The organism is Corynebacterium sp. 32222D000AT (assembly GCF_053546955.1).
The window spans coordinates 170,767-182,508 of sequence record NZ_JBPPVW010000005.1; the positions used below are offsets into that span (position 1 = coordinate 170,767).

Below are 11,742 nucleotides of genomic sequence, written 5' to 3' on the forward strand. Positions count from 1 at the left end.
TATTTTCAAGTCCTTCCTGGTAACTGAAACTGGGGAGTTGGGAAGCGCTCTACAGGCGGCTAGAACTGGTAGAAAGGGATAGGTGAGTAATAAAGACACCTTCAATCGTTGGACTTTGAAGGATCCGAGGCGTATTTCCGCGTTGTTCGCGGGCAAAGGCCGCCGTGGCATCTACGTGCTCGAGTACGCGGACGGTTCGATGTACGTGGGCCAGGCAACGGACGTGGTGGGGCGGTACAACAGTCATTACCACGGGAGTGGCCACCACGAGGCCTGGGAGGACGTTGTAGCGCTGCGGTTTGCCGAAGTCCCAGCGGGGCAGGACCTCAACGAGCCGGAGCGCGCGGAGATTCACCGGCTGTAGGCCAAAGGTATTCCGCTTCGTAACCGGCAGTTCGTGCTCGACAGCGTCTCGCCCTCGCCGATGGACCAGGTGGTGACTGTCGTAGAGCAGGAGCATTGGATCCAGGGCCACGAAAGTGTATGCCGGAGCGATTTCGAATCGCACCCGCTGCGACAGCGAATTAGGCCCGGGAAATTCAAATCGTGGTCGAAAAAGAAACGGGGACGTCCGGCGCTTTACGATGCCGTCCTGAACGATCTGGCCATCGCCATCGGTTGCCTCATCCCGGCGCCACTAGAGACCGACGGGCACTATTGGACGCTCAGCGATTTTCCGTCGACTTCCGGTGGCCGGTTCGCCACGTTGAATACCGGGCGCTTGGAATTTCTGTATTTCCCGCGGTGGACTTTTGGCGACTGGTATGGCGCTCCGAAGCGCTTTACGGCAGAGCAACTCGAATGCTTCCCGGGCAATCTCAATATTGAGTATTACCGTTCAGGTGGGCCCCACCCGAGTTTGAAGATTGAGAAACGGTTGAAGAATTCCTACTTGTGGTCGAAGGGGATAGCCAACTACATTGGCCGCGGCAGGCCCACCCAGCGTGTGAGCTTTCCCATTGGTCACCTAGGCGACCTCTTGCTGGAGCGGCCCGACGTGACCGTCCGAGCACGCGAGTTTGCTCTTACCGAAATGCGCTACACGGGCTCTAATCTTTTCCGCCGCTGGCACAGCAGGGATTTCACTGACGATGTGTACCGGCGCGTGAAGCAATCCTCTGAGATCATTAACGCTGTAAATGCTGCGGTTTCTGAAGAATAAAGATGTGACAGACCAAATCGGTGTTTAGGCTGAAGCTACGTAGTGGTTGTGGATCATCGTCCCCTTCGAGCAAGGCGCGCTCACTGGGGCTTCGAGGGGATCGTCGTCCGGCTGCTGAACCTAGAGCTCTTATCCCAAGTTGGCGCAAAGAAAAACGCGCCTCACCGAAGTGAAGCGCGTTGTGGCGGAGGATGTGGGATTTGAACCCACGAGGGGCGTGAGCCCCGCACGCGTTCCAGGCGTGTGACATAGGCCGCTAGTCGAATCCTCCGAGAAGAAACTGTAGCAGCCCCGGCAAGTAGCGACAAAATCGGCAGGTCAGCTTGGGAAATGGGTGGGTGTTCTAAGGCCATAAAGGTGTCTGTCGGGTGGGTGGTTGCTGGGGCCGGTGGTGGTGGCGCGCGTGGGCGCCTGGGCGGGGAGTGGACTGTTTGGACTATCGCCGGAATCCCGGCTAGAGTATGGAGCAGGATCTCGCGTGGCGTCCATCCTGTGAACTCCCCCAGGGCAGGAATGCAGCAAGGGTCAGCAGGCTCTGACGGGTGCGCGAGGTCCCCTTAATTTTTGTGGCCATCCGGTTAGTGCCGGGTGGCCTTTTTCTATGTCTGGTCCGCTTGTGGGTCTTGACGGGGTGGGCAGTCTGGGTTAGGTTTACTACCTACGTAGTAAACCATGTTGGTAGGTCGGTTTGCTGCGGGAACGACAAGGAAGGTGACGGGATGGCTATAACGGCTAAGGATCCCCGCCCTATCTATCAGCAGATAGCGGAGGAGCTGCGCGGCATGATCTTGTCCGGGCAGCTGCCCGAAGGCGACAGGACACCGTCGACGCACGAACTAGCAAATTTTCATGAGGTCACGCCCACGACAGCATCGAAGGCGCTCACGGCGCTGGCGCAAGCCGGGCTCGTGGAGAGCCAGAGAGGACGAGGGATGTTTGTCATGCCCGGGGCGCGGGAGCGCATTAGGGACCAACGGAAGAAGGCGTTCGCCCAAGACTTTGTCCGCCCACTGGTGGCGGAGGCCAGTGCCCTGGGCTTGGGGGAAGACGATATCGCCCAGATGATCGCTAAGGAGTTAAGGCCATGACTAGCACGCAAGATACGGGGAGCCCGCGGCCCATCGTGGGGCTGATCGGGCCGAACGGCTCCGGCAAGACCACGTTTTTCCGCCGGCGCAGCACGGAGCCCGATGTGGCCTTCGGCCAAGCCAGCGCCGATATTCACTTCTTCGGCACCACGCCCCGAGACCATTTTCGCGCTGTGCAGCGCGGTTGGCAGGGGCTGGACGTGAGCGAAGCGGAGAAAACGCTGGGCTTCGACCCGACCACGCCGCTGGCAAAGCTGAGCGTGGGCCAGCGCCAGCTGGTCATCGTCGGCAGCGTAGTGGCCGCCGGCAAACCGGTGTTGCTACTGGACGAACCCTTCAACGGCTTGGACGCCCCACACCGCAACCAGGTGCGGGAGCGGCTGCGGCAGGCCGCAGAAACTGCCGAAGTATGGGTCAGTTCCCAGCACTCGCAGGATCTAGCGGGCCTGGTTGATGCGGTGGTGGTCATGTGCGATTTCCGCGCCCAGGAGCCTGTGGCCATGGATGAACTGCGCGAGACCCACCCCGTGCTGAACGGGCCGGCGGAGGCGGTGGCGGAGGTCATCGGCAACGCGCCGGTGCTATCCGACAAGGCGCTGGGTGGGCACCGTCGGGTGGTGCTGGGTACCGGTCTTTCGGCCTCAGCCCGGGATTTTGCCCAGTCCCGCGGCGTAGACGTGACGTATCTCGAAGCCAGTGAGCTGCTGGACGTAGCGGTAGCGGGTGCGCTGGTGCAGAAACAAGGGGAGGAATAACAATGAAAATGCCAGTATTTATCGCCAGCCAACCGTGGCTGATCATCGGGTGCATGGCGGTGGCCCTGGGGCTGGCCGCCGGCGGCCGCTTCCTTTTTATGGACGGCGGGTCGTGGACCATCCTGACCGTCGTGGCCACGACCGTGATTTTCACCCTCGCCGCGGCGGACTCGGCCCACCTGCTCGACTACCAGGTCGCACCCGGCCGCTGGTTGGGTTCCGCGGTTGTGTGCGCGGTAGTCGCAGCCGCGGTGGCCGCGGGCGTGCTTGGTGTGGCGATGTTTGTCATGCAGGATGACTCGCCGTATTACTCCGGCTACGACAGCTTCATCGTCACCTCCGGCCCGGTGGAATGGCTCGATACCAATGGGCAGCCCTATATCGTCCCCGACGCCGGGGTAGGCGGGCGCGAGGTGGTCCTGACTCTCCTGGTGGTCTTCACCATCTTCTTAGCCGCCGCGCTCGTCGGGGTGGGGCTGGGCGCGGTGCGCGCCCGCCGCTCGGCCCGCGCGCAGTGGGTGGTGGTCTTCGCCGGTATCGCGGTTGCCATCGCCGTCGCGTGGTTCATCGACCAGGTGCTGGGCATTTCCGTGCCCGCGCCGCTGCCGGGGGTATTCCTCTTTTGTATCCCGGTAGCCGTGGTGGGGGTAGTGGCGGCCGGCGTGAGTATCCAGCGGTCCCGCACACGCTGGGCGGGTAGTGCGGATAGGGTTAAACTCGCCCGCAGCTGAGTGCTAAATCACGTAGGCGGCGCTATGCTAGGGGGCCAATAAGCAATCACTGATCTCTCCTCGGATACCGGAAGGTAGGCAGACTAGCTCCTATGTCTCTTCTAGATTTGGGCGCGGCAGAGCGCGCCGAACTAGCAACTCAGATTCGTGCCGATTACGAAGATTTGAAGGCCAAGGGCCTGAAACTGGATCTGACTAGGGGCAAGCCCTCCAAGGAGCAGCTGGCGCTGTCCGAGGACCTGCTGGAGCTGCCGGGCCGCAACAACTACACCGACGCCACCGGCGCGGATGTGCGCAACTACGGCAACCTGCAGGGCATCGTTGATATCCGCCAGCTGTGGGGCAAGCTGCTGGGCATCAACCCGGACCTGTTAATGGCCGGGGACTCTTCCTCCCTGAACTTCGAGTTCGACGTCATCTCCTGGGCCTACACCTTCGGCACCAACGACTCGGAGCGCCCGTGGAGTCAGGAAGACACGATCAAGTGGATTTGCCCGGTGCCGGGCTACGACCGCCACCACGGCATCACGGAGCGCTTCGGCTTTGAGATGGTCACCGTGCCCATGCTGGAAGATGGCCCGGACGTGGAGGCCATCCGCGAGCTGGTCAAGGACCCGCAGGTCAAGGGCATGTGGGCCGTGCCGATGTTCTCCAATCCTTCGGGCGTTACCTTCACCGAGGAGGTCGTGCGCGAGCTGGCCTCCATGGACACGGCCGCCCCAGACTTCCGCATCATGTGGGACAGCGCCTACGCGGTCCACACGCTGACCGACGAATTCCCGGAGATCATCGACGTGCTGGGTCTGTCCCGCGAGGTGGGCAACCCCAACCGCTTCTTCGTTTTCTCTTCGACCTCCAAGATCACCTTCGCCGGCTCCGGCGTGGGCTTCGTGGCTTCCTCCGAGGCGAATCTCGACTGGTTCAAGTCGATCGCCGGCAAGCGCGGCATCGGCCCGAACAAGGTCAACCAGCTCGCCCACGCGGAGTTCTTCGGCTCCGCCGAGGGCGTGCGCGCGGTCATGCGCCGCCACGCCGCGCTGCTGGCCCCGAAGTTCGAGGCCGTGCTCCGCATCCTGGACGAGCGCCTGGGCAAGTACGAGGTCGCGCAGTGGACCAAGCCCACCGGCGGCTACTTCGTCTCCCTGGACGTCATCGACGGCACCGCCACCCGCGTGTGGGAGCTGGCCAAGGAGGCCGGCATTGTGCTGACCCCGGCCGGTTCCTCCTTCCCGCTGGGCCAGGACCCGAACGACCGCAACATCCGCCTGGCGCCGTCGATGCCGCCGCTGGAAGAGGTCGAGGCCGCCATGGACGGCGTGGCCGTCTGCGTGCTTCTGGCCGCCCTCGAGAAGCTGGGGGCGTAGCGCAATTAACAACACGGAAATTGCGTATTGGCTCGATCAAGTAATCCCGGCCTCCCTGGAGTTCCGCGACGTCTCCTCCGCTGACGGTGGCACCCGCTGGCGGATCGGAACCGCCGAGCTCGGCGACGGCCAGGCGCTGGCGGTGACCGTGGGCTTTAGCCAGGTTGATACCGGCCTGCAGCGCGCCGACGATGGCGTCGACGTGCGCTGTGAGCTGCTGGCCGTGGGCCGGACGAACCCCGCCACGGTGGCGGCGGCGGTGCAGGCTGCCGCGGATCAGATTGCGGCGGCGGCCGGGGTCATCCCGGCCCAGCCCGGCGTCCTACTGCCGAACATGGCCGCGGGCAGCGCCCTGGAGCGCGACGAATCCGTCACGGCCCGGCACGGGCTGCTCATCGCCCCCTACCTCTGGGGCGGGCAGACCCCGCAGGTGGCAGAGGACAAACGCCTGACGCTGATCTGCCAGCTGCTGGTGCTCACCGACGCCGAATACTCCTACGCCGCCGACGAAGGCGTGGGGCCTTTCCAGCAGGCAGTCGCCGACAGCGGGATTGACCTGCTCGACTTCTCCCGGGCCGATGGCTAAGCGGTAGGATTTACGGCGTGGCTCTTTACCGGAAATATCGTCCCGCAAGTTTCTCCGAGGTGGTAGGCCAAGAACAGGTCACCACCCCGTTGTCGGCTGCCCTGGACTCGGGGCGCATCAACCACGCCTACCTGTTTTCCGGGCCGCGGGGCTGCGGCAAGACCTCCTCGGCGCGCATCATGGCGCGCTCGCTCAACTGCGTGGAAGGGCCCACCTCCACCCCGTGCGGGGTCTGCGAGTCCTGCGTCTCCCTGGCCCCGGGTGGGCCGGGCAACCTGGACGTCACTGAGCTGGATGCCGCCTCCCACAACGGCGTGGAGGACATGCGTGAGCTGCGCGACCGCGCCTACTACGCCCCGGCGGAGTCCCGCTACCGTATCTTCATCATCGACGAGGCGCATATGATCTCCGCCTCGGGTGCGAACGCCCTGCTCAAGGTGGTTGAGGAGCCGCCGGAGCACGTCATCTTCATCTTCGCGACCACGGAGCCGGAAAAGATCATCGGCACCATCCGCTCGCGTACCCACCACTATCCCTTCCGGCTGCTGACCCCGCCGGCGATGAAGGGGCTGCTGCAGCGCACCGTCGCCGCCGAGGGCGTGCAGGTCGAAGACTCCGTCTACCCCATGGTCATCCAGGCCGGCGGCGGCTCCCCGCGTGACACCCTCTCCATTCTGGACCAGCTGCTGGCCGGCGCCGGCCCGGACGGCCTGACCTACGAGCTCGCCCGCCCGCTGCTGGGCGTCACGGACATCACCCTCATCGACGACGCCGTCGCCGCCCTGGCCAGCGGCGACAAGACCGCCCTGTTCCAGCTGGTCGACCACGTCATTGAGGCCGGCCACGAGCCGCGCCGTTTCGCCGTCGATCTGCTGGACCGCCTGCGCGATCTCATGGTGCTCCAAGCCGTCCCGGACGCCATCTCCGCCGGCCTGGTCGACGCCCCCGCCGACCGCGCCGAGGTGCTAACCGATCAGGCGCAGCGCTTCAGCGGCGACCACCTGGTCTTTCTGGCCGAGACCGTCAGCGAGCAGATCGCCGGCCTGCGCGGGGCGACCTCGCCGCGCCTGCTGCTGGAGATCCTCTGCGCTCACCTGGTCTCCGCCGCCCGCCCGGCAGTCGGCCCCGCGGCGCCGACCACCAGCGGCCAGCCCCACCCGGCGGCCCAGTCCGGCCAGCCGCAGCAGCAACCACAGCAGGCCCAGTCCCGGCCCGCCGGCTCCGCCCAGGAGGGCGCGGCAGCCGCCGCGGCCACCGCCGCTCGAATCGCAGCCGCCCGCCGGGAGCGCCAGCAGCAGGGCAACGCTCAAAACCGCGACGCCCAAGCCCACGGCACCCAGGCCCAAAACTCTCCGGCCCCAAGCTCTCAGGCCCAGGGCAACCAGGACCACGGATCCGAACCAACACCCGCACAGGAACCGGCACCGGTCCACGTCGAAAAGCCGGTGCCTGCCGAGCACCCGGGTGAGCAACCGGCGGAAGCCGCAGCGGCTGACGCGCAGCAGGAGCAGCCCCACCAGGAACAGGCCCCGGCCGCGCAGGCGACGAACGGCGCGGACGCGGAGCCGGAGCAAGCGCCGCAGCCGACCGAGCAGCCGGAGCGCCCGGAAGCGGAGCCCGCTGAGCAGGAGGATAACGCCGAGCAGTCTGGGCAGGCCGCGGAATCGGCACCGGAGCAGGCGCAGGCTTCCGACCCGGAGGAGCTGACCGCGGCTATCCGGAACCAGTGGGCCACGTTGCGCGAGCGCGTGGGCGCGACCAACAAGGTCGCCGAGATCATGCTGACCGAGGCGCGCGTGCTGGGCATCCGGGACAACACCTTGGTCTTAGGACACACCACCGGGGCGCTGGCGCAGCGCTTGAACGCCCCGGAAAACGCCGGGGACCTGCAGCGGGTCCTGCGCGAGGAATACCAGGTCGAGCTCGGCATCGAGTGCGTGGTCGGAACCGACCCCGTCCAGCAGGGCTTCAACGCCCAGCCGGGCGCCAAGCCGGCCTGGGACCCGCAGAAAAACCAGCGCGAATCCAGCGACGATCAGGAGTCCGAGAGGCCTAGCTCTGCTGCCCCCACGCCCGAACCGCAACCCGCGGATAATTCTGGCTGGGGCAGCCCACGGCCTTTAGGCGGGCCGGAAGAGTCGGGGACAGCACCGTCCCCGCAGCCCCAACAGGCCCCGCCCGCCGCGCCCACCGCGCAGGGTCCCAGTGCGGGTGCAGGTGCGGGCGCCGGCGGAGGGAATGCCGCTAACGCGCGCCCGAGCTGGCAGGACCGCATTCAGCAGGCAGCGGCGCAGGCGAAAAAGCGCGATGCCAACACCTTCAGCAACGGGGTGCCGCTGCCGCCGGACCCGGGCCCGGAGGAAGGCTACGGCGTCCCGCCGGAAGACGATTACGTGCCGCAACAACCGGCCGGTCAGCCAGCGGCCCCGCAGCAGGGCCAGGCGCAAGGCCAGCCCGGCCCACAGGACGCGGCGGCGCTGCGGGACGAGGAAGAGCAGATGATGGCGGCCGCGGCCCAGGAGACCGGGGAGCGCGACCACCGCAGTGCTTTGGAGGTGGCGATGGAGCTGCTCAGCGATCAGCTGGGGGCGCGTCGCTTGTAGCGATCAGGGGCACGCAGCCTCTTCAACGCCCGAGTTTTGGCGGTAGACTCGGGCACTGGCGAATTTATCCCTAAATTTCTTGAGAGAAAGGCATAGCCATGACCCAGCCGGATCAACCCGCAGACATGAATGAACTGATCGCCCAGGCCGCCCGCGTGCAGGCCGAACTGCAGAAGGCCCAGGAAGAAATCCTGGCTTCTGAGGTCGAAGGCACCGCCGGCAACGGCCTGGTGACCTGCACCATGACCGGTGGCGCGGAGCTCAAGGACCTGAAGATCGACAAGTCCGTCGTGGACCCGGAGGACGTGGAGACCCTGCAGGACCTGGTCATCGGCGCCTTCAAGGACGCCCACCAGAAGGCCGGCGAGCTGGCCCAGGAAAAGATCGGCCCGCTGTCCCAGGGCATGGGCGGCGGCGCGGGCGACATGGGCAACCTGATGGGTTAGTCTTGCCCCCGGCTGCGTGACGTAGCCGTCTTACCGGGCCGCGGTTTGCTTTTGGGAAAAAGCAGGCTGCGGCCTTATTCTTGTTCTCGTTGCCTTTCCCGGAGTAAAGAAAGTAGGTCGGTGCCCGGTGTTTGAAGGACCTTTGCAGGATCTCATCGACGAGCTCTCCCGGCTGCCGGGCGTGGGCCCGAAGAGCGCGCAGCGGATCGCGTTTCACATTCTGCACATGGAACCCGAGGACATCGAGCGACTGCGCAACGCGCTGGCCGCCGTGCGCGACGGGGTGACCTTCTGCCGGATTTGCTGCAATATCTCCCGGGAATCGGTCTGCCGCATCTGCGTGAACTCGCAGCGCGACCGCAGCACCATCTGCGTGGTGGAGGAGCCGAAGGACATCCAGGTCATCGAGCGCACCGGCGAATACGAGGGGCGCTACCACGTGCTGGGCGGGGCGCTGGATCCGTTGGCCAATATCGGCCCGAAAGACCTGAACATCTCCCAGCTGCTGCAGCGCATCGGCGGCGTGCTGCCCGACCGGGAGCTCGCGGACTCCACGGAGGAGAACCCGCAGTACGACTCCACGCCGGAGATCAAGGAAGTCATCCTGGCCACCGACCCGAACACGGAGGGCGAGGCCACCGCCTCCTACCTGGTGCGCCTGCTCAAGGACTTCCCGGACCTGCGGATAACCCGCCTGGCCTCCGGCATGCCGCTGGGCGGCGACCTGGAATTCGTGGACGAGCTGACGCTCTCGCGCGCCCTGTCGGGCCGTCTGACGGTCTAGGCCAGGCGCTCCGCCCGCAGCTGCTGGACCGCCGGCAGGTCCAGCGGAGCCAGGTCCTGGAGCCGCTGGCCGGTGGCGCGGGCCAGCAGCAGATCGGCCAGCTGCGGGTTGCGGGCCAGGGCCGGGCCGTGCATATAGGTGGCGATGACGCTGTCCTGGACCGCGCCCTCGCCGACGCGCTGCTGCTTGGCGTCGGGCAGATCGGCGGTGGCGGCGGCATCGCTGTTGCCGGTGCCGCGCTTGACGATACCCAGGGGCTGGGCCGACGGGCCCAGGATGGTCGCGCCCAGGTGGTTTTCGAAGCCGGTCAGCGGCTCGGTCAGCTCGCTGGTGTAGCCGGCCGCCCAGGGGGTGGACTGGACCTCACCGATGGCGCGTTCCTGCAGGGGAGAGGTGGTCGCGTCCAGCAGGCCGACGCCGTCGACCACGCGCCCGGGGGCGCGGAAGGACTCGCCTAAGACCTGCAGGCCCGCGCAGATGGCGAAGATGGGGCGCCCGGCGTGGGCGGCGCGGATCAGGCCGCCGTCGGAGATGAGGTGCTCCGCGGCCAGGATCTGGGCCGAGTCCTCGCCGCCGCCGAGGGTGTAGATGTCCAGCTGTTCCGGGACCGCCTCGCCCAGCTTGATGGGCACGATCTCGGCGTCGAAGCCGCGCAGCCGGGCGCGCTGGCGCAGCACCAGGGCGTTGCCGTCGTCGCCGTAGGTGCCCAAGACATCGGGAAGAATCAGGCCGATGGACAGGGTATTAGGCATGGCGGTTCTCCTTATTCTCCGAGTTGTCGTGCTGCGCAGCGGCGTCGCGCTCTAAGGCCTTTTTCAGATCGCGGAAGGCGGTGTAGTTGGCCAGGACCTCCACGCGGCCCGGCGGGCAGGCGTCGATGGCCTGGACCGGATCCGGGATGAGCTCGTGGGTAATGTCCGCGTAGACCAAGCGCACCGCCAGGTCGGTGCCGCGCTCGCCGGCGGCCTTGACGGAAATGCCTTCGAAGTCCTCGAAGCGCACGTCCCACAGCCAGGACATGTCCACGCCGTCGGCCACCTGGCCGTTGGTGGCAATCACCAGCCCCTCGGCGCTGCGGTCCACCATGGACAGCGCTTCCTGCCAGCCGGCCGGGTTCTTGGCCAGCAGCAGGCGGATCTCGTGCTCGCCGCGGGTGATGGTGGAATAGCGCCCGGCCACGTCGTCGATGCTTTCCACGGCGGTGACGGCGGCGTCGGTAGCAATGCCGAAGGCCTCCGCGGCGGCGGCGACGGCCTGGGCCGCGTTACCGCGATTGGCGCGCCCGGGAAGCGCCAGGTTCAGCGGGAAGGTGCCCGCGGGGCTTATGATGCCCTCTTCGCTGACCGTCCACTCCGGCTGCGGGCGGCGGAATTCACGCCCGTCGGGCAGCTTCTTGACCGCGTACCAGTCCTCCGGTTCGCGGACCACGTGGCCGCCGGTGCGCGGGCAGGTCACGGAGTCGCCCAGCCAGCCGGCGCCGGCCGCCACCCAGATGACATTCGGGGCGTCGTAGGCCACCGAGGTCATCAGCACGTCGTCGCAGTTGGCGATGACCAGCATGTCCGGGTGGGCCTCCACGCAGGAGCGCAGGGCGCGCTCGATCTTGTTGATCTCGCCCACGCGGTCGAGCTGATCGCGCGAGAGGTTCAGCAGCACCAGCGCCTGCGGGTTCAGGTTGTCGGCCACGTGCGGCACGTGCAGCTCATCGACCTCGAGGACCAGGTGGGAGGCCTCCTTGCCCGCCAGCAGGGCGGAGATGATGCCGGCGTCCATGTTGTCGCCGCCGTCGTTGGTGGCCACGGTGTGGCGCGTACGCAGGGCCGCGGCCAGCATCCGGGTGGTGGTGGACTTGCCGTTGGTGCCGGTGACCAGGACGGCCGGGCGGCCGCCGCCCAGGGAGGACATGATGCTCGGGTCGATGGCGTTGGCCACCAGGCCGCCGATCATCCCGCCGGCGCCGCGCCCGGTGGCGCGGGAAGCCGTGGTGGCCAGGTTCGCGGCCGAGGTGGCGACGGACGTCCGCACCTTCCTGAGCGTTCTGCGTAGGTTAAAACTCATAGGCTACAGGTTAGTCCGCCGGTGGGCCCGGGCGCGATTGTGCACGCGGGTGGGCTTTTAAGAATTTGCCTGCGGTTTGCTGTTGCGCTGCCCGCCGCGGTTGCCGCGCCCACCGCGCCGCCGCCCGCCGCGCTTGCGCCGGGAGCCGCGGGAGCCGCCCTGCCC

General features: G+C 66.7%; 12 protein-coding genes, 1 tRNA gene and 1 other RNA gene. 11 read left to right on the forward strand and 3 right to left on the reverse strand.

The genetic code is table 11. The features are described from left to right. Positions 1–82: 82 nt before the first annotated feature. Both ACEE23_RS04925 and ACEE23_RS04930 read left to right on the forward strand, forming a co-directional pair. Positions 83–364, forward strand: coding sequence for a GIY-YIG nuclease family protein (locus ACEE23_RS04925; RefSeq protein ID WP_368521533.1), 282 nt, complete (start codon positions 83–85; stop codon positions 362–364). A 33-nt stretch (positions 365–397) separates the two neighbouring features. After that, positions 398–1,162 carry a hypothetical protein gene (locus ACEE23_RS04930; RefSeq protein WP_368521532.1) on the forward strand — a complete coding sequence of 255 codons (765 nt, stop codon included), beginning with the start codon at positions 398–400 and terminating at the stop codon, positions 1,160–1,162. A 182-nt stretch (positions 1,163–1,344) separates the two neighbouring features. On the opposite strand, the gene ACEE23_RS04935 is transcribed toward ACEE23_RS04930, so the two are convergent. Then, a tRNA-Ser gene (locus tag ACEE23_RS04935) sits at positions 1,345–1,433 on the reverse strand. A 194-nt stretch (positions 1,434–1,627) separates the two neighbouring features. Between ACEE23_RS04935 and ffs the strand changes: the two genes are divergently transcribed. The 9 genes from ffs (at position 1,628) to recR (ending at position 9,519) form a co-directional block, all read left to right on the forward strand. Beyond that, positions 1,628–1,726: signal recognition particle sRNA small type (gene ffs, locus ACEE23_RS04940), an RNA gene on the forward strand. Between the two features lie 155 nt (positions 1,727–1,881). Then, the gene (locus tag ACEE23_RS04945) at positions 1,882–2,250 is read left to right on the forward strand and encodes a GntR family transcriptional regulator (protein WP_368521531.1); all 369 of its coding nucleotides are present in this window, start codon (positions 1,882–1,884) and stop codon (positions 2,248–2,250) included. Then, positions 2,247–3,005 carry an ATP-binding cassette domain-containing protein gene (locus ACEE23_RS04950; protein WP_368521530.1) on the forward strand — a complete coding sequence of 253 codons (759 nt, stop codon included), beginning with the start codon at positions 2,247–2,249 and terminating at the stop codon, positions 3,003–3,005. The genes ACEE23_RS04945 and ACEE23_RS04950 overlap by 4 nt, the downstream gene beginning before the upstream one ends. Before the next feature lie 8 nt (positions 3,006–3,013). Further along, the gene (locus ACEE23_RS04955) at positions 3,014–3,736 is read left to right on the forward strand and encodes a hypothetical protein (RefSeq protein ID WP_448871253.1); all 723 of its coding nucleotides are present in this window, start codon (positions 3,014–3,016) and stop codon (positions 3,734–3,736) included. Positions 3,737–3,828: 92 nt separating this feature from the next. Beyond that, positions 3,829–5,100: an aminotransferase class I/II-fold pyridoxal phosphate-dependent enzyme gene (locus tag ACEE23_RS04960; RefSeq protein ID WP_368521528.1), complete on the forward strand. Its 1,272-nt coding sequence runs from the start codon at positions 3,829–3,831 to the stop codon at positions 5,098–5,100. A 142-nt stretch (positions 5,101–5,242) separates the two neighbouring features. Continuing rightward, positions 5,243–5,686, forward strand: coding sequence for a suppressor of fused domain protein (locus ACEE23_RS04965; protein WP_368521527.1), 444 nt, complete (start codon positions 5,243–5,245; stop codon positions 5,684–5,686). 17 nt (positions 5,687–5,703) lie between these two features. Beyond that, positions 5,704–8,289 (forward strand): DNA polymerase III subunit gamma and tau, encoded by a 2,586-nt coding sequence (locus ACEE23_RS04970; protein ID WP_368521526.1) that lies wholly within the window; start codon positions 5,704–5,706, stop codon positions 8,287–8,289. Positions 8,290–8,387: 98 nt separating this feature from the next. Then, positions 8,388–8,735 carry a YbaB/EbfC family nucleoid-associated protein gene (locus ACEE23_RS04975; protein WP_368520499.1) on the forward strand — a complete coding sequence of 116 codons (348 nt, stop codon included), beginning with the start codon at positions 8,388–8,390 and terminating at the stop codon, positions 8,733–8,735. 127 nt (positions 8,736–8,862) lie between these two features. Further along, a complete protein-coding gene (gene recR, locus ACEE23_RS04980; protein ID WP_290224279.1) occupies positions 8,863–9,519 on the forward strand; it encodes a recombination mediator RecR in 657 nt (218 codons plus the stop codon). Here the strand turns inward: recR and ACEE23_RS04985 are convergent. After that, positions 9,516–10,271, reverse strand: a complete 756-nt coding sequence (locus ACEE23_RS04985; protein ID WP_448872967.1) for a type 1 glutamine amidotransferase — start codon at positions 10,269–10,271, stop codon at positions 9,516–9,518. The genes recR and ACEE23_RS04985 overlap by 4 nt on opposite strands. After that, complete coding sequence (locus ACEE23_RS04990; protein ID WP_368520497.1) at positions 10,264–11,577, reverse strand: Mur ligase family protein; 1,314 nt, start codon at positions 11,575–11,577, stop codon at positions 10,264–10,266. The genes ACEE23_RS04985 and ACEE23_RS04990 overlap by 8 nt, the downstream gene beginning before the upstream one ends. Positions 11,578–11,742: the final 165 nt, after the last annotated feature.

Bases quoted from the DNA above. Each gene is read 5' to 3' on its own strand.
- ACEE23_RS04945 (WP_368521531.1), top strand. From the start codon at position 1,882: ATGGCTATAACGGCTAAGGATCCCCGCCCTATCTATCAGCAGATAGCG.
- ACEE23_RS04950 (WP_368521530.1), top strand. From the start codon at position 2,247: ATGACTAGCACGCAAGATACGGGGAGCCCGCGGCCCATCGTGGGGCTG.
- ACEE23_RS04955 (WP_448871253.1), top strand. From the start codon at position 3,014: ATGCCAGTATTTATCGCCAGCCAACCGTGGCTGATCATCGGGTGCATG.
- ACEE23_RS04960 (WP_368521528.1), top strand. From the start codon at position 3,829: ATGTCTCTTCTAGATTTGGGCGCGGCAGAGCGCGCCGAACTAGCAACT.
- ACEE23_RS04975 (WP_368520499.1), top strand. From the start codon at position 8,388: ATGACCCAGCCGGATCAACCCGCAGACATGAATGAACTGATCGCCCAG.
- ACEE23_RS04985 (WP_448872967.1), bottom strand. From the start codon at position 10,271: ATGCCTAATACCCTGTCCATCGGCCTGATTCTTCCCGATGTCTTGGGC.
- ACEE23_RS04990 (WP_368520497.1), bottom strand. From the start codon at position 11,577: ATGAGTTTTAACCTACGCAGAACGCTCAGGAAGGTGCGGACGTCCGTC.